We start from the raw sequence: 18,582 nt of genomic DNA on the forward strand, positions 1-18,582 counted from the left end.
CGGCCATATAAAATCTATTTTTTATAGTAATCCACAATCCCGTTATAAATCGATTGTGCATAAATTTCTACATACTTATCATCAACTAACTTTTTGCGGTCTTCAGCATTTGAGATAAATCCAAGCTCAACTAATACAGAAGGGATGATCATATTGCGCGTTACATAGTATTGCGCTTCTTTAACGCCGCGATTTTTCATTTTCGCATTATTGACAATCTCTGTATTAATATACGTGGCAAGCTTTTTATCCTCTTCAAACTGATCACCTGAACTGATACTATAGTACGTTTCTGTTCCTTGTGCACTTGTAGATGTTGCAGCGTTTACATGAATACTCACATAAATTTCACCGAACTTGTCCTGCGTAAATTTCACACGCTCCTGTAATGAAGGATACGTATCGCCAGAACGAGTCATCTGCACTTTCGCACCATCAGCTTCAAGCTTTTGTTTTACAAGGTTGGAAACTTTTAATACGATCGCTTTTTCCGTATGACCTGAGTTAACGGCACCTGGATCTTTACCGCCGTGCCCTGGATCTAGAATAATAATACGGTCTTTTACAGCGCTGCCTTTTTCATTCATCAATTTAATATATGATTTATGAACATAGCCCGTATCTTTGCCTGCTGTAACTTTTGCCCAAAAGCCGTTAATCGAATGAACTGCAATAACTGAGCCCTTTGATAAAGTTTTGATAGTTTTTGATGAGCCTGATGCTGATTGACGCATATTTAAGCTCGCAACCGTTACTTTACCAATTGTATTTGTCGTTGCGACAGGTTTTTCGTCATCTACTTTTGGAGGTTCCACAACAGAACCACCTACAACTGTCGTACTCGCTTTTACAATGTAGCCAGGTACTCCATCAACAGTCGTTAAATAATAGCCGCCTATTTCTTTATAAACAGACAATGCTGCTCCAGCTGAAATTTGCGTTATTTTTTTTGAAGAAGAAGTTGGTTTGTAATATAGGTTCAATGTTGCATTTGCTGTGACAGCCTTAATTGATGGACCTATTGCATTACCATCTTGTTCAAGGAATTTGGCGTATGACTTACTGATATAACCGTAATAGCCTTGATAAGATACTTTCAACCAGTTCCCTTCTACTGCATAGACAGATAATTTACCACCTGTATTAACTCTTCCAATTACTGTACTTGACGTATTCGGACCTGTACGGACATTTAAGCCATCAGTCGTTACCGATACTAAACCGATCACTTGTGTCACATCGACTGCATCAAGTTGATCTGGTAATGCAAGGCGATATTCTTCACTTTTAGCACGTGCTATAAATGATGCAAACTGTGCTCGAGTTACCGAGCTTTTCGGCATAAATCTGCCATCATTTCCTTTTGTAATCCCGTTATAATAAATTGCTTTTATATACGAAGCATATGTATTCGATGTCGTTACATCTGGGAAAACAATCGCTAAGTCCTTGTAGTCATTGACATTTAAATTGAAAGCCACTGCTAATACATGGCTCATTTCTTCACGTGACAGGGGTGCATTAGGAGAAAATTTTCCAGACTTTGCTGAAAACAATCCAAGCTGTTTTGCTCGCTCAATATAAGTGGATTGTTCTGTACCGACTTTAACATCTGAGTAAGAAGATTTACTTACTTTTAGTGGACTCTTACCTGCAGCAATTACTGCCATTTTCGCAGCTTGTGCACGCGTCACACTCATGTTTGGTTTGTAGTATGTTTTGCCCTTTTCCTGATATCCTTTAATTGCGCCTAAGCTAATTAAGTATTGGATTTCTTCGTAAGTGGCATCGGTTGTCGCAACATCTGCAAATACTACTTTAGCTGATGTCGGTGTAACAGCTAGTGTACAAACGAGGAAGATTGCAACAACCAATGTAATCAATTTTTGATTCATTGTTCCCTATCCTTTCATAAGCTGTCTCCATCATTGTATAGTAGAAATAAGGAAATAAATAGAGGTAAATCCATATTTAATATCAAAATCTTGTTACATTATAGTTACAAAATGATTACATCCGATAAAAATTTTGTTTAGAGAGGAAATTAATCGGGTAAATAGTATATTTCAAGTCCTCTAAAATTAGGTATTTCCGCTGTTTTTAAGTCCTTCTGGAAAGTCAACCCAAGTTTTTGAATGATCCAGCAAAATCTCGTAATAAAATCAATGTGATAATATAGATAGAAACTATTTTCTAGCATCTGTTAAAAGAAAGGTTGATTCAAATGGAGCATTCATTATTTTTAGAGCGTTATTTTTCAAACTTGAAGCTAATGCCAGGCTTATTTTATTCATGGCAACCTGCAATCCGCTTTGAACTGGGAGATCCAAATGAACACGATGACAAGAAATACATAGCAGGAAGTAATGAACGTGCCGCGGCGTTGTATAACGATTTGCATAAGCCCGATGACGAGTGCATTATCGTTATGGATGTATTGGAGGTAGATTTAAAACGGAAAAATCTATCACCGTTTTTGGATAGAAGCCAACACTTTCGTATCTCAATGAACACATATGAAATGGAGGAAATCTTAATCTATCGCTTTGAAATAGCCTGCAGAGCTAAAGAGATTGCGGCTTCAAAAATATTGCGGGCAGTTGTTCATTCAGATTTAGGCGTGAAACCGAGTATCCCTCACCGTGTATACATACTGAACAAACGCACACAGACCATTTTCCATGTATATGATGACCGAGGCTGTGATGTTTTAGGTAGTAATGTTGAAAAGCTCAGACCATTGTATAAGCACTATAATGATTGGATTTTGGATTATGATAGAGAAGCCATCACTCGTATGTTTGAGGGATAGATAGGAGCTGAAAGTATGGGTAATTCCCCTTTCAGCTTTTCCGATGCCAATAGTAAGAACTTTTCATTGAATTAGTTCATTTATCAGAATATTATTAATAGTAAGGAGGCTGTTCAATGAAAATTTTCGCTACTTTCTCACTGCTATTAGGAATCATTTTTACGTTTATAGGCGTTTTACCGTTCATTTTTTCCTACCCCTTCAGCAATGGTTCTCATTCAGGTCCATCAAATGCTTGGGAATTGATACTTATGATTTCATACGACGGCAAGGGATGGTATTTGATATTTGGCATTGCCCTATTTTTATTTCCAAACTTCTTGGTATTTAAAAGAAAGAACTTAAACTAAAATCACCAAATTCCTCTTTTCCTAGAGGATTTTTTTATGTATTTTTCTAATAAAAAGGCTGAAACTCACCTTATTAGTGAATTTCAGCCTGGAATATACTATTGAAGTAATTCCTGCGCAAAGCTAAGTTCTACATAAGTTTTATTATCTTCCAATAACTCTGGAGCGATTTCAAAATAATGCAGTGCACGGTTATGTCCATATGCTTTTTCACCGCGCGTTACTGTGTAGGATAATGTGCCTTTTGAAAGAATAGCCCCTTTTCCTGTAGAAGTGACTTTAAAGCCAAGCTCCTCTGCGACAAGACGTAAAGGTACCATGATTTTCCCATCGACTTCTTTATAATCCCCACCAATAATCGCCTGAATTTCCGGTGCAATTTCAGGTGTTTCTACTTCCTCAGCATCTTCAAGTTTTGGAAATACAACAATTTTTTCAGGTGAAGTTTGTGCCGGGATGCTTCTCGTTGTTGGTCCGTAAAAGACAGCGGCATTATATTTTTTTACATCTTTCGCATCAACTTTTTCACCTTTTGCATTGACGATGACAGATTTTTCATCTAAGTTCAGCTTTAATTCGCCGTCATCACTTAAAAGTTTTTCATCAAATTGCGCTACCTTTACTGAGCCAGCTGCATCTTCTTTTTCCACAATCACCACTGCCGGTGAATATTGAGGAGGATAAATTAAAATCATTGGCTGGTCGGCAAATATATAGATTGACGTTGTATCCCCTACCTTTAAATCCACCTCATTGCCTTGTTGATCAAAAACGAGGGTTTTATCATCAACATGGAAGTGGAATATGTTTTCATCTACTTTAGCTGTATAAAGTTTTGATGTCTCCATTTGTTTAACTTCTGTTATTTCTCCGGCATACTTCGCAAATGTCGCTTCCTTCACAACTTGCTCAGCCCCTTCTTTATTCAGTGGCTGTTCTGCTCCTGCAGTCATCGTCCCTAATAAAAATGCAGATAATGCTAACGGTACTATTTTTTTCATAACATTCCACCCTTTCGGTAATTTCACTACATTAGTCGATTCATTTCCATAAAGGTTACAAAGAAATTTTATTTTTTTGAAATTGCAGTGCGGTGAGGGCTAAATAATCGTATAGAGTTAATTTACCCTGTTCAAAATTATCCAACCATATCCTTTGGTAAACACCTGTCTGAATACCCTCTACTAGTTGCCGGCGCACCGCTTGTTTATCTTTAAATAAAACTTCCACCGCTTGCTGCAATGTAGGACTGGAAATTGTCGTTATTTGCTTTTGTACGGGTGCAGTTACTGACACGAAGCTTTTTAAAGTTTCCGCAATGGCTTCAACAATTTGTTCTTTATTTGCTTGGTATAATCGTACATCCTCCTCTGAGCTGACAAAGCATATTTCAATAATAATCGCTTTTTTTACTGTTCCTTTTAAAAAGGCCAGATCTGTACGCAGTTTTGCTCCCCTATTTTTAAAATTCCCCGCTTTCGCAACTTGTCCGCTTAATTTTTGTGCAAAAGGCAAAATTGCCTGGTTTATATACAATACCTCCGTGCCGATTCCTGCTTTTTGTTTATTTTTAGTTGCATTAAAATGAAGACTCACATCCAAATGCCGTTGTGTGGCGTTATGCTGTCGGATTAAATACGATAAATTTTGCTGTTGGTTTTTCGATTGGGTATCAATAATTGTATGGACCAAAATGCCCTTTGCTTTTAATTTCCTTTCGAGCTGCTTTACAACTTCAACCGTTTCCTTCCCTTCATCAAGATACCCTACTGCTCCTGTACCTTTTCCGTAATGACCTGCACTAATTGTTAACATGATAAATCACCTCTTTTATTGTTTATATGTCCTAATAATCTGAGAAAAGGGACTGCGATTTTATTAATTATATTAAAATAGTTATATAAATATGACGATGTCACAAGCTTATGTTAAAACGATCATAGAGTTTTATATAAAAGTTCGTTAAAATTAAGAGATTACATATATAGTGAGGGTTAGGCATGAAAAACAAAAGAATGATTGGCTTTCTATTAGTTGTAAGCGGCTGTTTTTTCTGGGGTATTGGCGGAACGATGTCACAGCAGCTGTTTACTCAAGGTATTGAAGTGAGCTGGCTTGTCTCGACACGGCTAGTCATTGCTGGGATATTACTTTTAATTACCCAGGCAATATTTAAAGATCGTCATCAAATTTTAGCTATTTGGCGTCAAAAATACACAGCATTCCGATTAGTTACCTTTGCTATTGTCGGTATGCTCGCTGTGCAATACACGTATATGGCATCGATTAAAGAAGGAAATGCAGCTGTCGCAACATTACTGCAGTATTTGGCACCAGTCATGATTATTGTGTGGGTCACACTACGCGGTCAATCCGTATTTACAAGAAAAGATGCGGTAACAATTGTGTTGGCCCTGTGCGGGAGTTTCTTTTTATTAACAAACGGCTCGCTGTCTGCATTTGCCGTACCTCTCCCGGCTATTATTTGGGGACTGCTTTCAGGTTTGTCGCTTGCTTTTTATACACTTTATGCCATCCCTTTGCTGCAGCGGTTTGATTCACTTGTTGTGGTTGGTTGGGGTATGCTGCTTGCCGGAGTTACAATGAGTTTTGTACAGCCACCTTGGGATGCTGATATTTCGAATTGGACTGGATCGACTGTCTTTTATTTAATCGTTGTTATTATTTTCGGCACGATGCTCGCTTTTTGGTTTTATATCGAAAGCCTGCAAACCCTTACTGCGAAAGAAACAAGCTTGCTGGGCAATATTGAGCCATTGACTGCCGTACTCGCAACGGTTTTATGGCTGAAGGAGCCGTTTGGCAGCTTCCAATGGTTCGGCACTTCGCTGATCTTAGCTATGATGATATATATCGCGTTGAAGGCTGATCAGAAGCGGGATGCTGTGTGATCGGTTTGCTGCACTTGACTATGGGCGAGAATTTATTAGCACAATTAGCTCAGATATTAGAAACTTTGGGGTGGATATTAGCAGATTTCCAGATGATATTTGAACATTTCAGCAGTTTATTAGCACATCGGACATGTTTATTAGAAAAGCGAAAGTTTATTAGCACTTTTTAAAATATATTAGAACATTCAACCAGGATATTAGAACTTTTCAGCAGCTTATTAGCACATGGATTGGTAAAAAATTATATTAGAACTTTTAACGCAGATATTAGCAGATTGAATCAAGTTATTAGCATTTTTCCAGGTGATATTTGAACAATGCAACAACTTATTAGCACATGGAACTGTTATATTAGAAAACCCAACCCGGATATTAGAAAACGAAAACCAACTAGACGCAATATTGCTAGTTGGTTTTCATGTTTACATAGTTTCAATTGCCTTAAAGACGTTAAAAGCCCCTTCACTTTTGTTCGAACATACTACTGTAATTTCATTGCTTTCCGGGTAATAGGCAGAGTGAAAGCTTACCCCCGGATCATAGCCCATTACATGGTATTTTGTAATGTTCGAATCGAGAATATCTATCCAAACCCCGTAGCCGTAAAATCGGTCATAGTCATCGTCTGTGTGCATATACGGCGTTAACAGCTGCTTCGTCATCTGCTCGCTTAATAACGTAAAATCAAAAAGCGCCTTCCAAAACCGATACATATCCTCGACCGTTATAAAAGCGCCACCATCTGCCCCGCCCTTTGCAGGAACGGAATAAATATTTGACCTCCACGATCCATCTTCATTATCAATATAGCCTAATGCAGTATTGTTCGGAAAAGCATCCATAGCGAAATAGCCTGAGTGCTCCATACCGGCAACTTTAAAAATAAATTCCGCTACATACTCATCAAAGCGCATGCTAGTAATTTCCTGAACAACAAGTCCAAGCAGTATATAGCCGGCGTTATTATAATGGAATCGCTCACCGACCCCCAACTTCATCGGTTCATTTTGAAATAACGGTAAAAAATCACTCCCACTACGCATTAAATACATCGGATGCTTCACCCATAACTCTTCAAAATCATCCATTACTTCTTCATCAAAATAATCCGGTATTCCTGCAGTATGTGTGAGTAAATGATGAATTGTAATGTCCGGTTCAAAATGAGGAAATGTTATATCCAACACATCCGATAACTTCGTATCAAAAGACAGCTGTCCTTTTCCAACGAGCTGGCAAATGGCAACGGCGGTAAAGATTTTGCAGCCGGAAGCAATACCAAAGTGCGTTTGCTCATTATTTAACGCTTCGTATGAACGATTGGCATAGCCATTGCTGAACTGCTGTATGACTTGATCATTTCTTTTTACTAAAACTGTTCCTGAAAATTTGATTTCTTCAATTAATTCATTAACCTTATTCATTTTCATCTTATTCTCCTTCATATTGAATGATTGTAGTAAGATAAAAACTGGTTTACATTGATTTTCCGAATGATATTTTCGGAATAACAAAACTTGGCAATTCCATTTTATCATAGGACTCATTATAGTTGAACTTCCTTTTCACATACTTCTATACATAACAAAAAGCAGACATATACATCATGCCTGCTTCTGTAATAACCTCACCTAATTACATATGAGTATCGATTTCTTCATAAATATTTACATTAATAATAGGACCTAGCTGATCCACATATACGTGAACCCCTAAAAGATCCGTCTTTTTATGGTCTGGTAACTTAATCTCAAAGCGGCCCTTTTTCTTTCCTACGACACTGAACTCGTTGGTTCCCTCAGCGCGTGTCACTATAGCCATTTCCTCTGAACCTTTTGGTAAAATATGATTTCCGATGTGGTAGTTTGCGCCCAAATCCACTGAATCGTTTGTCTTCTCCTCCAGTATTCGAAGACTGTACTTAAAACTCGGAGTGAGACTTACCGCTTCAATTCCGTACCTTACTTCTTTGCCATCAATATCACGGATAATGGCAATATATCGCCCAGGCTTATCGATAGCGATGCGGATATTATTATACTTGCCCTCATTATCGGTTTGATCGCTGTCTTTGCAATCAGATGGACTGTATGACATACATTTTGTAAACGCCACACTATCAGATAGCTTGTTTCCGTCCATTGTATAGAGGGAAACGTTTTGTACCTCTTTCTTATTCTTCACATCAAGTATCGCAGGTGTAGTAAGAAAATCTTGTGTTTCTTCAAGCGTCAACTTCAGTTTTCCATTCACTTCTTTAACATTTACATAGTATTTCCGATAATACTTCTTGTCCGGATTTCCTGAATAGACTAAAGCGACTTGCAATGTGCCCGTCCCTTCTTTTAGCGGAACTAAGTGAAGTTTATCAGCAGTTCTACCATTCAATTCATTGCTCCCTGATACTGCATTAAATAAACCCGAATCACTATGATTAGAGTCGAACATTTTAAACTGTTCCCAGTTGTAGTCGCTTGCATGCAATGTAACAATTTGTGACTTTGCTTCCTCTGTAGCTTTCAACATTTTAGCTGCTTGTCCTCTTGTAATCGCAACATTGGGACTGAATTTAGTAGGAGACGTTCCCCCCGTTATGCCAAGTCGATGGATGTTCAGAATGTTCGGATTATGTCCCGTCCCTGTTTTCACATCTTCAAATGGATTTTTATGAGACGAGTAATCATAACGTGGTAAATCGAACGCTTTCACAAGAATCGAAGCCATTTGTCCCCGCGTTATCGGATCATTTGGTCCAAAACGACCATCTCCATACCCTCGGATGATCCCTTTTTCTGCCATAGCTGCAATCGCTTTATAAAAACCATTTGCTGTCGTAACATCCTTAAATTTAGGATCTCTTACTTTGGCTGTATCCAGTTTGATAAGCTTCGCAATGATTGCCGCCGCTTGCCCACGTGTAATGGAATTTCCGGGTTTAAATGTACCGTCCGGATAGCCTCCTATAATATTCCGTTCTGCCAAATCATAAACCGCTTCAGCAAAGTACTTGGAAGGCGGTACATCCGAAAATTGGTTCGTACTTGCGGCAAATGTTCCGGTTAAAGGTAAACTGCACGCAAGCATTAGTGCGCTAAACGCTGCAAAAAGTTTTCTCTTCATTCAATAGCTCCCTCTCTTTTTTTACTAGGGTTCATTATTTTGAAAAAACTTATTTAATCGTATATGAATATAAAATTTCTTTCCTATAATCTTCCCATAAACTATATTACCTTATTATCTTTTAATTTCCAGTATTATTAAATATATGAACTTTATAGTGTGAATCTCTTATCCTATCGTTCGTTCAATTTCTCTTTTATTTCTTCCAACAGTTTATTTTGCTCCACTTGCTTTTCTACAATTTTATTTGTTGATTTCTCTATTGTTCTAGTAATGGACCATAAGAATATCCATACAATCACAATAATTGCTAACGCTTCTATGATTCATCACTCCTTTGCTGTTCTTTTAAAAAGTCCGTGAGTAAGGACGCTAATTTTTCGGGAGCCTCCGTATTTATTTCATGACCTACCCCTTTTACTTTGAGGATTTCTGCATTCGAAAGTTTGGCCGCCAACTGCTCCGCTGCCCTTTTATTCGCTTTATCCTTTTCCCCACATACAACTAGCATATGGCATCCAATCCTCTTCAAATCTTGACTGAAATCCAAGTCTATCATAGATTCAGTCAATCGAATAAAATCGCTCTTGCTGGAGCCGAGTTTCTGAAAAGACGATTTTGGTATAAACCGAAACACGATATTTTGTATTTTCAATAATAATTTCGGCATTTTATATTGTGGGGCGATTAAAACAAGAGATTGCACTTTCTCCGGATAATCTAACGTATAATGCAATGCCAAAATTGCTCCAAGCGAAAGGCCAACAAGGTTGACGGATTCAAGAAACTCATTAATATATTCCGAGAAAGCAGTGTATAGATTTTTATAAGTTAATTCTTGCTCCTTCACAAGATCAAACAAATCCGGATGATACATTTGATTTGATTCCCCCATGAATGACATCATTTCTCCCCAGCTCGAGGAATTTTGCCCTAAACCATGAACAAAGATGGATGTCATGGAATCGCCCCCTTAATCGTTCCTTCAAACTTTCAACAATACTTTTCCTTCATAATTTCGGCTTTCAATTAATTGATGTGCTGCTGCAGCATCTTCTAAATTAAAAATTTGAGCGATTGGAAGTGAAAGTTGTTTCGAACTAAAAAGCTCAATGACTTTTTCAGCAACAGGTGCCAGTCGTATTGGATCATGTGCTCTCGTTGTCCCTAAACTAAAACCTTTAATGTTTCGGCAACTGCTGTGGACATCACTTGTTTTTAATTGTCCGGCTTTTCCACTGCTATTTCCGAACTGTACGAGGGTGCCATAGAACGCTAAGCAGTCTAAACTCTTACTTGTGACATCACCGGCAACCGAATCGAATATAATGTTTGCCCCTTGATTATTTGTTACGTTCAAAACTTCCTCTGTAAATGTTTCATATGTATAAACCATGTTCGCCCCAAGTTTTTTAACATAACTTGCTTTGTCGATGTTACCAACTGTTCCGATGATGCGTTCAACACCTGCTAATTTCGCTAACTGTATAAGCATTGAACCTACGCCACCCGCAGCACTATGTATTACAATTGTATCGGTCATTTTTACTTGTCCAATTTCATGTAAAAGCATATACGATAAGATGGATACAGTCGGCATGGCAGCAGCTTGTTCAAATGAAAGCGTGTCCGGAATTTTAAATACTAGCTTTTCATTAGCTCGGACATATTCTGCATAGGCTCCACCTTTAGGAAAAGCAATAACACGGTCTCCAATAGAAAATTTTGAATCAGGAGCCGTTTCTACAATAGTCCCGGCAATATCTAAGCCTAATATTAAAGGGAAATTCCCTTGTCCTTTGTTGCCAATCCGTTTTTTTATATCAGCGTAATTGACACTCGTATAAGAAACCTTTATTAAACATTCTCCATCTCCTATTTTCGGTTGCTCAATATCCTCATATGTAAGAACATTTGCATCCCCAAATTCTCTTTGAATAATCGCTTTCATCGACAATACCCCCCTAACGTAATAACCATATTTTAGCATAATTTATCAAATCGTATTGAAATTCAATTTGGAGCACAGCAAAAAAACACCATTTTTCCCTTAAAGAAAAATAGTGTCTGTATTTTAATTTAATACTAAGCGCTACTTATAAGAAGCCCCAATTAATGTGTCTCCGTCTTCACCGCTACTACAAATGCTGCGAGTACAGAGAGGAACACGACTATAAACGGTGCATAGAAAATTATAAAATCCATCATAAAATCCACCCCTAAACATGTGTTTCGTCTTCCCCGGTAATATAGCCTTTATGAAAAATAAATAATTTAAAAACTAAATACATCGATGGAATGAGTAAAAATAGTCCAGCGATAAAGGCTAAAACAAGTGCAATGGCCATCGATTCATTTGTGAAACTATCGTGAATCGTTAAATAAGGATAAAGCAAATAAGGATAATGAGAAATACCGTAAGTAAAGAACGCTGTGGCAAACTGTAAAATCATCACAACTACCGATAAACCATAGCTCTTCTTTCTCCAAATGAGCCAAATCGTTATAATAAATAAAATGCCGGATATGATAAATAACCATGTAAGATCCAGTATATTTTGATAGTGCCAACTATTTGTATTACGCATTTCTAAAATAATTCCCATGGCACTGATGATTAAAGGAATAGCCCAAATGAGTGCATATTTACGCATTAAATCACTTGCCTTTATATCGCCTGCTTTATTGGCATACCAATTTAAAAAGACTGCGGAAATATAGAGGACTGCGGTAAGACTCAATACGACAATTGACCATGCTAACGGACTTGTAAATAACGCGTTATAGTCAAGTTTCGGGCCGTTTTCCTGCATTGTGACAAAGCCACCTTCTGAAATCGCCAATACGACTGATAATGAGGCTGGGATCAATAAACCTGCGATGCCGTATGCCGTCGCATATCCTTTATGTCCTCTTAAACCACTGTAAGATTCAAATGCATAGTAGCTCCCCCGGATTGCCAATAAGATTAAAGCAATCGATACCGGAACTAACAAAATTGTGCCGTAATAATAAGCCGTCTGCGGAAAGAAGCCTACGATGCCAACAAAGAAAAATACTAAAAACACGTTGGTAATTTCCCATACCGGTGATAAATAGCGTTTAATTATTTTTGATAAAATATTATTTTTTCCCGTTAAAAGACTATACGCATTGAAAAACCCTGCACCAAAATCAATCGAAGCGACAATGACGTAGCCAAACAAGAAAATCCACAAAACAAAAATTCCGACGATTTCTAACGACATTATTGTTCACCGCCTTTACGAAGCGCTAATTCTTTGGAAACGGGATTATTTTTAAAAATTCTCCGTAATACGACAACGCTTCCGATCCCTAATATTAAATAGACAACAGCAAATGCGATAAACAACCATTCGACACCGGTTGCTGTTGTGGCACCTTGCTCTGTGCGCATAATCCCGTATAAAATCCATGGCTGCCGTCCCTGTTCTGCGAGCCACCAGCCTGTTTCAATGGCTATAAATGATAAAGGCCCGCCTAATACGATAAGCCACCTGAACCACCGGGATGCAATCCACTGCCAACCTCTCCATTTTCCGACTACATATCCGAGCGCTAAAAAAATCATCAGACTGCCGATTGCCACCATAATATTAAAATAATAATGGGTAATGAGCGGTGGTCTTTCATCTTCAGGGAAATCATTTAATCCTGTTACTTCTGCATTGAAATTATTACTGATTAAGAAACTCAACACTTTCGGCATACGAATTTCATACTTCACTTCATCTCCGTCGAGTATCCCGAAAAAAATTAAATCTGCCCCGGCTTCAGTTTCAAAATGCCACTCGGCTGCTGCTAGTTTTTCCGGCTGATATTCCGCTAAATACTTGGCTGAAAAGTCTCCTACAACTGCTGTTGCTATGGAGAAAATGAGCCCCAGCTTCATCATCAGGTTCAACGACTTTTTATGATAAATATGGTTCTCGCCTTTTAGCAGTTTATATGCCGCAATCGCAGCTAATGTAAATGCGACAGTCATAAAACTTGAAGTTAACACATGTCCGACTTTAGTTGGCATTGCAGGTGTGAACATCGCTAAAATCGGTTGAATATTAATGATCTCTCCGCCAACGAGATCAAAGCCCCTCGGTGCATTCATAAACGCATTGACAATCGTAATGAAAATAGCCGACATGAAAGCGCCGATTGCTACTGGAATGAGCAGCAACATATGATATTTAGGATTTTTAAATCGATCCCAAGTATACAAATAAATTCCTAAAAAGATCGCTTCAAAGAAAAAGGCAAACGTCTCCATAAATAACGGCAACGCAATCGTTTGTCCGGCTAACTCCATAAACTGAGGCCATAAAAGGGATAGCTGCAAGCCAATAATGGTTCCTGTCACGACCCCTACCGCTACTGTAATCGTAAACCCCCGCGCTACTCTTCGTGCTAATAACGTATAGTGTTCATCGTTTTTCTTATAGCCTACATATTGGGCGATTAATATGATGAGCGGGACCCCGACACCAAGCGTCGCAAATATAATATGAAAAGTTAATGTAAGCTCTGTTAGCGCCCTGCTCCAAAACACTGCCGAGTTGTCCATTGTATTACCTCCAACATCAAGAATCTGTAAATAATGTGCATGTCTCACTAAATATTCTCACATCAGTATTCACATCCAATTTGTTAATATTCACTGCTCGCAAAGATTCTCTGCTCGGAAGAACTAAAAAATGCATAGTGGATGGTTGCTTTTAACAAAATTTGACTAGTATAGCTAATGAGGAGTTGATACTATGCCATTTCTGCAGCATTTCATGCGCGCTAACCGATCCAAAATTGTTATTTTAATTTTCTTCTCATTATTTTTGGGAGGGAGTATTATTTTGCAAAGCTACAGCATTGTAGAAACGGTCAACCTTGTTTTTATGGAAAAGAAGCCTTTTACGTATACGTATGTATTCTTTTTACTCTTACTATTAGCCATTGTTGTTAGACTGGCTTCACAATATTCTTTAGGTCGGATCGGCGGAAAGCTGGCGGAAGATGTAAAGGTGACAGTTCGGGAAAAGTTAATGCAGCATTGGTCTTCAACGACAATGGAAAAACACGTCTCTTACCAAACCGGCGAGAAGGTCACATTACTAGTAGACACTGTGGACCAACTGGAAAGTTATTATAGAGAATATACACCTCAGCTTATTAAGACTGTCGTAGTCCCTATTATGATTTTGACTGCTGTGTTTCTCATTCATCCGAACAGTGGATGGATCATGCTTATCACCGCACCATTTGTACCAATTACTTATATCATTATTGGAATGCAAACGAAGAAAAAATCCGAGGAGCAATTGGATGCATTAAATCGATTTTCCGGTAAATTTTTGGACTTGCTCCAAGGGCTGCAGACCATTCGCTTGTTCGGGCAGAGCAAACAGCAAGAGCAGATTTTAGCAAAGAGCAATGAAGCCTTTATGAGCCGGACACTCGGTGTATTAAAAATTGCCTTTGCCTCGACACTTTTTATTGAGCTCATTACAACGCTTGGCATTGGCCTAGTCGCACTGGAAATCGGCTTTCAAATGATTGTTTTTAAAACGCTTACCTTTGCACCGGCATTTTTTGTTTTGACATTGGCTCCTGAATATTATAATTCGTTGAAAGAATTAGGCGCGGCATTTCATACAGGCAGAGGGAGTTTAGGTGCTGCTGCATTACTCGAAGAACAGCTAAAGGAAGAGGAAAGACCTGTACAGTGGGGAGATAAAAAATTAACAAATGGACCGGTGCTATCTGTTGAAAACGTGACATTTCGCTATAACAGCGGTTTTACTATTGGCCCCCTATCATTCACTATCCAGCCTGGACAAACCGCTGCATTTATCGGGAAAACAGGTCACGGCAAAACAACGATATTAAATCTTTTATCAAGCTTAACTGAACTCGATTCAGGGGCTATCTATTTAAACGGTGAGCCGCGCAAATTGTACCGTGCCAATGACTGGTATGCACAAACAAGCTATATTTCACAGCATCCGTACATTTTTGCAGGAACACTTCGCGACAATATATGTATGGGGCTTCACGTTTCAGATATGCAAATTTATAGTGCATTAAAGCAAGCACAATTAACAGATTGGGTTGCGTCTTTACCAGATGGACTTGCTGCCATGATCGGTGAAGGTGGCATCGGACTATCCGGCGGCGAGAAGCAGCGCGTAGCCATTGCACGAGCTTTTCTAAAAGAACCTTCTATTGTCTTTTTTGACGAGCCAACAGCTGGATTGGATGTTGCGACAGAACATCTGCTCAATACATCCATTGAAAAGCTAAGTGAACAGGCAACCGTTATTATTGCTGCCCACAAGTATAAAAGCATCCGTTTTGCAGATGTCATTTTTATCGTTGAAGACGGGCAAATCGTCAAAGCCGGTACACCCGATACACTAAAAGATCACCCATATTATAAGGAAATGGTTGAAAGGAGGGTTACGTAATGCAGGAACTGGTCTCAATGATTTGGCAGGATAAAAAAGATGTACTTCTTGCATTATTAGCTGGCACAATAAGCGGGTTAACAGCGGTGGCTTTATTTGCACAAAGCGGTTTGCTCATTTCAAAAGCTGCCCTCATGCCCCCTTTTTACATCATTTTAATTTTAACTGCCTTTCTTAAATTATTCGGTGTCACTAAGTCCGCAAGTAAATATGCCGAACGCTATATTTCACATCGCGTTACCTTTAAGTTTATTAGCATTGTACGGATGAAATTTTTCAAAAAGCTCTTACCGCAAGCACATGTACTCAACCATTATAAAAGCGGTGATCTGCTGACCCGGATTACAGGCGATGTGGAACAGTTGCAAAACTTCTTTTTACGCGTGTTGTATCCGCCCTTTATCGCCCTTTTTGTATTTATCGTCGTCATATTATTTTCACTGTTTTTCTCACCGTGGATTTCACTACTTTTACTCATTGGCATTGTACTGACAAGCATAGTTGTTCCCTATATATTATTTCGCCGTCCGTATTCTACAAGTACTTTAGAAAAAAAGGAACTCACGATTTTAGCTACAGAATACTTTTACGGCTATAGGGATTTAGTATTGCATCATCAAAATGAATCTAAAGCCGAGGAGTTATCTGCCTTATACAAAGCATACGGAAACTCCCGCAGAAAAGAGCTTGATCAGGAACAGACTTCTTATTTATGGAATCAGCTCATCGCTTTGTTTACAAGTTTTTCAGTAGTATTTGTCGGAGCTTATTTAACTTCAGTCGGACAGCTGGATGGCGTGTATCTTGCGTTAATTGTGCTCATCTCGCTTACGGTTTTTGAATCGGCCGTCCCCCTTGCCCTCGTTCCTATTTTTGCAAGACATACGAAAAATGCCGTTGATCGACTTGAGGCAATTACATCTAAAAATGAATCAGATGGAACACTGCATATAAAGGGGGTTATCCAACAGATACAATTGCACGACGTCTCCTACTGGTATCCTGTTGCTACTCGCCCTGCTCTTGAACAGCTCTCGTTAAACATTCAGGCTGGTGAGAAAATAGCCATTATTGGTCCAAGTGGCTGCGGCAAAACTACACTACTGCAACTTTTAATGAAGGAAATAAAAAGAACGTCCGGTGAAATCCGCGTGAATACTACTGATATTAATGCCATCAGTTCACAGTTGATGTATGCACATATGAGTACGATGCTGCAGCACAACCATTTCTTTTCGGGAACAATCAAAAGTAATCTGCTAATGGCGAATGAGAAAGCATCCGATGAGGCATTACAGAAAGTACTTAAAAAAGCACAATTAAACAAAAACCTCGAAGATCCTATTTTTGAAAAAGGCGGGAATTTGTCAGGCGGAGAAAAACAGCGGTTAGCTTTTGCCCGACTTTTATTAAAAGACAGTGACTTATGGATTGTCGATGAACCTTTTACGAGTCTGGATGTTCAAACAGAAAAAATATTGTTCAACATCTTACACGAGGAAGCCGCTAACAAAACAGTTGTAATGGTCACCCATTCCTTAGCAGACTTGGATCGGTTTGATCGCATCTGCGTCATGCTCCAAGGACAAATTGTCGAATGCGGTACACATCAACAATTGTTAGCTAAAAAAGGACTTTATTGTGAGATGCTTAATCATTAATTAAAAGGGCGTTGATTCTAATTACAGAATCACGCCCTCTGTTAATAATTAATAATTCTTTCTTCAACCTTTATTTTAAGTAGTATTACCTCATCATCCTGTTGAATCATTTGATTAATGGAATCGTCATCTTGGTAATCGAACGTACGCATTGAGCCGCCTTCCGTTTCTCTGTAGACTCCTAAAATTTTTGTTTCACCTAATTCCAATTCTACTTTGTCATTACCAATGGCATATTCAGATCCTCTAAAAACACCCGACTTAGTTTCTTTTTCAATTCTTGCTGGATTTGTTCTAACACTAGGTCCATAAAGGAAAACAAGCGTGTCATCTTCTGAGCTCGTATTAATCATACCAAACCCCAAATGACCTTCTTGAACTTTATTAGGACTGTTACCGTAGGACAATTGCGTTAATGGTTCTGACTCCAACTCACCGTCAATATATCGCTCCACCCATAGATTCACCCAGCTTTTATCCGCATTCGGTAATTTAATATTAAAATCAAACAGGACGCCTAAATTCAAATCTTTAAATGTTTCCACATATTCTGATTCCGAATTAACCTCAATTGTTATTTTCTCCTCACCTGAAATAGCGCATCCAGAGCTTACTATTAAAATAGAAAGTAAGGTAGAAAACAAAATGACATATTTATTTTTCAAAATTTTTTACCTCCTGCCAAAATAGCGGTATTAATTTCCCTTATTTGTAAAATAATCAGAAAACCCTCAAAAATAACGGAAGAATTTTCCCTTATCGTGTCTAATTTCATAAAAAAACGTTCTAATTAATGAAATAACGGTAATTTCTTCCTTTATTTTGACTCAAATCCCACCAATATTTGCATTTAAGGGTAAAAAGTTCCCTTATTTATTTCACATAAAAATCGCCACTAGTATCTCGGTTCATAATTTTTCAATTCATCCTGAGATAAATTTTTGTACTGAGAATCATTAAACTGATACTCGTACTGTGATACGCTGCCATGTGCAAAATAAAGGTATTCTACGTACGGTTCATTTTTAAAGACCACAGCTACATAAAATTCAGGCATTTTAAATCCATAAACCCCTTCAACTTTAGCTATTTCACTTTGATCGTATCCCATTTCCGTAATCAAATAATCCGATACCTTATTTTTATAAATACTTTTATTCACTTCAATATAAATAAACCGAGCGAATATTAATGCTAAAACTAAAATAGCGATAAATAAAATTACTCTAAAACGTCTGGACATCTGATCCC

At 38.2% G+C, this 18,582-nt stretch carries 19 protein-coding genes; 6 read left to right on the forward strand and 13 right to left on the reverse strand.

Annotation, left to right across the window (positions count from 1 at the left end; genetic code table 11):
• Window positions 1–14: 14 nt before the first annotated feature.
• The gene (locus NYE67_RS10705) at window positions 15–1,895 is read right to left on the reverse strand and encodes an N-acetylmuramoyl-L-alanine amidase (RefSeq protein ID WP_340730032.1); all 1,881 of its coding nucleotides are present in this window, start codon (window positions 1,893–1,895) and stop codon (window positions 15–17) included.
• A 329-nt stretch (window positions 1,896–2,224) separates the two neighbouring features.
• On the opposite strand from NYE67_RS10705, the gene NYE67_RS10710 reads away from it, so the two are divergent.
• The gene (locus tag NYE67_RS10710; protein WP_340730033.1) at window positions 2,225–2,812 is read left to right on the forward strand and encodes a DUF3885 domain-containing protein; all 588 of its coding nucleotides are present in this window, start codon (window positions 2,225–2,227) and stop codon (window positions 2,810–2,812) included.
• A 116-nt stretch (window positions 2,813–2,928) separates the two neighbouring features.
• Window positions 2,929–3,162, forward strand: coding sequence for a hypothetical protein (locus NYE67_RS10715; RefSeq protein ID WP_340730034.1), 234 nt, complete (start codon window positions 2,929–2,931; stop codon window positions 3,160–3,162).
• A 98-nt stretch (window positions 3,163–3,260) separates the two neighbouring features.
• Here the strand turns inward: NYE67_RS10715 and NYE67_RS10720 are convergent, their stop codons facing one another.
• Window positions 3,261–4,163, reverse strand: a complete 903-nt coding sequence (locus NYE67_RS10720; RefSeq protein WP_340730035.1) for a stalk domain-containing protein — start codon at window positions 4,161–4,163, stop codon at window positions 3,261–3,263.
• Window positions 4,164–4,218: 55 nt separating this feature from the next.
• Entirely contained in the window at window positions 4,219–4,977 is a 759-nt protein-coding gene (locus tag NYE67_RS10725; protein ID WP_340730036.1) for an N-acetylmuramoyl-L-alanine amidase, read from the reverse strand.
• 185 nt (window positions 4,978–5,162) lie between these two features.
• On the opposite strand from NYE67_RS10725, the gene NYE67_RS10730 reads away from it, so the two are divergent.
• Together NYE67_RS10730 and NYE67_RS20795 are read left to right on the forward strand one after the other, a co-directional pair.
• A complete protein-coding gene (locus NYE67_RS10730; RefSeq protein ID WP_340730037.1) occupies window positions 5,163–6,074 on the forward strand; it encodes an EamA family transporter in 912 nt (303 codons plus the stop codon).
• A gap of 306 nt (window positions 6,075–6,380) precedes the next feature.
• A complete protein-coding gene (locus NYE67_RS20795; protein WP_445683373.1) occupies window positions 6,381–6,587 on the forward strand; it encodes a carbon monoxide dehydrogenase beta subunit family protein in 207 nt (68 codons plus the stop codon).
• Here the strand turns inward: NYE67_RS20795 and NYE67_RS10735 are convergent.
• From NYE67_RS10735 to NYE67_RS10765, 8 genes are all read right to left on the reverse strand, one after another.
• Window positions 6,500–7,507: a serine hydrolase domain-containing protein gene (locus NYE67_RS10735; protein ID WP_340730038.1), complete on the reverse strand. Its 1,008-nt coding sequence runs from the start codon at window positions 7,505–7,507 to the stop codon at window positions 6,500–6,502. The two genes, NYE67_RS20795 and NYE67_RS10735, sit on opposite strands and share 88 nt — an antisense overlap.
• A gap of 205 nt (window positions 7,508–7,712) precedes the next feature.
• A complete protein-coding gene (locus NYE67_RS10740) occupies window positions 7,713–9,197 on the reverse strand; it encodes an S-layer homology domain-containing protein (RefSeq protein ID WP_340730039.1) in 1,485 nt (494 codons plus the stop codon).
• Window positions 9,198–9,370: 173 nt separating this feature from the next.
• The gene (locus NYE67_RS10745) at window positions 9,371–9,499 is read right to left on the reverse strand and encodes a hypothetical protein (RefSeq protein WP_340730040.1); all 129 of its coding nucleotides are present in this window, start codon (window positions 9,497–9,499) and stop codon (window positions 9,371–9,373) included.
• Between the two features lie 17 nt (window positions 9,500–9,516).
• Window positions 9,517–10,158 (reverse strand): alpha/beta fold hydrolase, encoded by a 642-nt coding sequence (locus NYE67_RS10750; RefSeq protein ID WP_340730041.1) that lies wholly within the window; start codon window positions 10,156–10,158, stop codon window positions 9,517–9,519.
• 24 nt (window positions 10,159–10,182) lie between these two features.
• Complete coding sequence (locus NYE67_RS10755) at window positions 10,183–11,148, reverse strand: quinone oxidoreductase family protein (RefSeq protein ID WP_340730042.1); 966 nt, start codon at window positions 11,146–11,148, stop codon at window positions 10,183–10,185.
• A 161-nt stretch (window positions 11,149–11,309) separates the two neighbouring features.
• The gene (cydS, locus tag NYE67_RS20800; protein ID WP_445683374.1) at window positions 11,310–11,405 is read right to left on the reverse strand and encodes a cytochrome bd oxidase small subunit CydS; all 96 of its coding nucleotides are present in this window, start codon (window positions 11,403–11,405) and stop codon (window positions 11,310–11,312) included.
• Window positions 11,406–11,416: 11 nt separating this feature from the next.
• Window positions 11,417–12,445: a cytochrome d ubiquinol oxidase subunit II gene (locus NYE67_RS10760; protein ID WP_340730043.1), complete on the reverse strand. Its 1,029-nt coding sequence runs from the start codon at window positions 12,443–12,445 to the stop codon at window positions 11,417–11,419.
• Window positions 12,445–13,776: a cytochrome ubiquinol oxidase subunit I gene (locus NYE67_RS10765; protein WP_340730044.1), complete on the reverse strand. Its 1,332-nt coding sequence runs from the start codon at window positions 13,774–13,776 to the stop codon at window positions 12,445–12,447. Before NYE67_RS10765 ends, NYE67_RS10760 begins: the two co-directional genes overlap by 1 nt.
• Before the next feature lie 193 nt (window positions 13,777–13,969).
• On the opposite strand from NYE67_RS10765, the gene cydD reads away from it, so the two are divergent.
• Both cydD and cydC read left to right on the forward strand, forming a co-directional pair.
• A complete protein-coding gene (gene cydD, locus NYE67_RS10770; RefSeq protein WP_340730045.1) occupies window positions 13,970–15,670 on the forward strand; it encodes a thiol reductant ABC exporter subunit CydD in 1,701 nt (566 codons plus the stop codon).
• Window positions 15,670–17,331 carry a thiol reductant ABC exporter subunit CydC gene (gene cydC / locus NYE67_RS10775; RefSeq protein ID WP_340730046.1) on the forward strand — a complete coding sequence of 554 codons (1,662 nt, stop codon included), beginning with the start codon at window positions 15,670–15,672 and terminating at the stop codon, window positions 17,329–17,331. The genes cydD and cydC overlap by 1 nt, the downstream gene beginning before the upstream one ends.
• Window positions 17,332–17,372: 41 nt before the next feature.
• On the opposite strand, the gene NYE67_RS10780 is transcribed toward cydC, so the two are convergent.
• Together NYE67_RS10780 and NYE67_RS10785 are read right to left on the reverse strand one after the other, a co-directional pair.
• Entirely contained in the window at window positions 17,373–17,996 is a 624-nt protein-coding gene (locus tag NYE67_RS10780) for a hypothetical protein (protein WP_340730047.1), read from the reverse strand.
• 230 nt (window positions 17,997–18,226) lie between these two features.
• Window positions 18,227–18,574 carry a DUF3139 domain-containing protein gene (locus NYE67_RS10785; protein WP_340730048.1) on the reverse strand — a complete coding sequence of 116 codons (348 nt, stop codon included), beginning with the start codon at window positions 18,572–18,574 and terminating at the stop codon, window positions 18,227–18,229.
• Window positions 18,575–18,582: the final 8 nt, after the last annotated feature.

Source organism: Solibacillus sp. FSL W8-0474, from assembly GCF_038004065.1.
Lineage (GTDB): Bacteria > Bacillota > Bacilli > Bacillales_A > Planococcaceae > Solibacillus > Solibacillus faecavium.

Excerpts from the sequence above, each read along its gene's own strand:
- NYE67_RS10705 (WP_340730032.1), bottom strand. The coding sequence starts at position 1,895 with ATGAATCAAAAATTGATTACATTGGTTGTTGCAATCTTCCTCGTTTGT.
- NYE67_RS10710 (WP_340730033.1), top strand. The coding sequence starts at position 2,225 with ATGGAGCATTCATTATTTTTAGAGCGTTATTTTTCAAACTTGAAGCTA.
- NYE67_RS10715 (WP_340730034.1), top strand. The coding sequence starts at position 2,929 with ATGAAAATTTTCGCTACTTTCTCACTGCTATTAGGAATCATTTTTACG.
- NYE67_RS10720 (WP_340730035.1), bottom strand. The coding sequence starts at position 4,163 with ATGAAAAAAATAGTACCGTTAGCATTATCTGCATTTTTATTAGGGACG.
- NYE67_RS10725 (WP_340730036.1), bottom strand. The coding sequence starts at position 4,977 with ATGTTAACAATTAGTGCAGGTCATTACGGAAAAGGTACAGGAGCAGTA.
- NYE67_RS10730 (WP_340730037.1), top strand. The coding sequence starts at position 5,163 with ATGAAAAACAAAAGAATGATTGGCTTTCTATTAGTTGTAAGCGGCTGT.
- NYE67_RS10735 (WP_340730038.1), bottom strand. The coding sequence starts at position 7,507 with ATGAAAATGAATAAGGTTAATGAATTAATTGAAGAAATCAAATTTTCA.
- NYE67_RS10740 (WP_340730039.1), bottom strand. The coding sequence starts at position 9,197 with ATGAAGAGAAAACTTTTTGCAGCGTTTAGCGCACTAATGCTTGCGTGC.
- NYE67_RS10750 (WP_340730041.1), bottom strand. The coding sequence starts at position 10,158 with ATGACATCCATCTTTGTTCATGGTTTAGGGCAAAATTCCTCGAGCTGG.
- NYE67_RS10755 (WP_340730042.1), bottom strand. The coding sequence starts at position 11,148 with ATGAAAGCGATTATTCAAAGAGAATTTGGGGATGCAAATGTTCTTACA.
- cydS (WP_445683374.1), bottom strand. The coding sequence starts at position 11,405 with ATGATGGATTTTATAATTTTCTATGCACCGTTTATAGTCGTGTTCCTC.
- NYE67_RS10760 (WP_340730043.1), bottom strand. The coding sequence starts at position 12,445 with ATGTCGTTAGAAATCGTCGGAATTTTTGTTTTGTGGATTTTCTTGTTT.
- NYE67_RS10765 (WP_340730044.1), bottom strand. The coding sequence starts at position 13,776 with ATGGACAACTCGGCAGTGTTTTGGAGCAGGGCGCTAACAGAGCTTACA.
- cydD (WP_340730045.1), top strand. The coding sequence starts at position 13,970 with ATGCCATTTCTGCAGCATTTCATGCGCGCTAACCGATCCAAAATTGTT.
- cydC (WP_340730046.1), top strand. The coding sequence starts at position 15,670 with ATGCAGGAACTGGTCTCAATGATTTGGCAGGATAAAAAAGATGTACTT.
- NYE67_RS10785 (WP_340730048.1), bottom strand. The coding sequence starts at position 18,574 with ATGTCCAGACGTTTTAGAGTAATTTTATTTATCGCTATTTTAGTTTTA.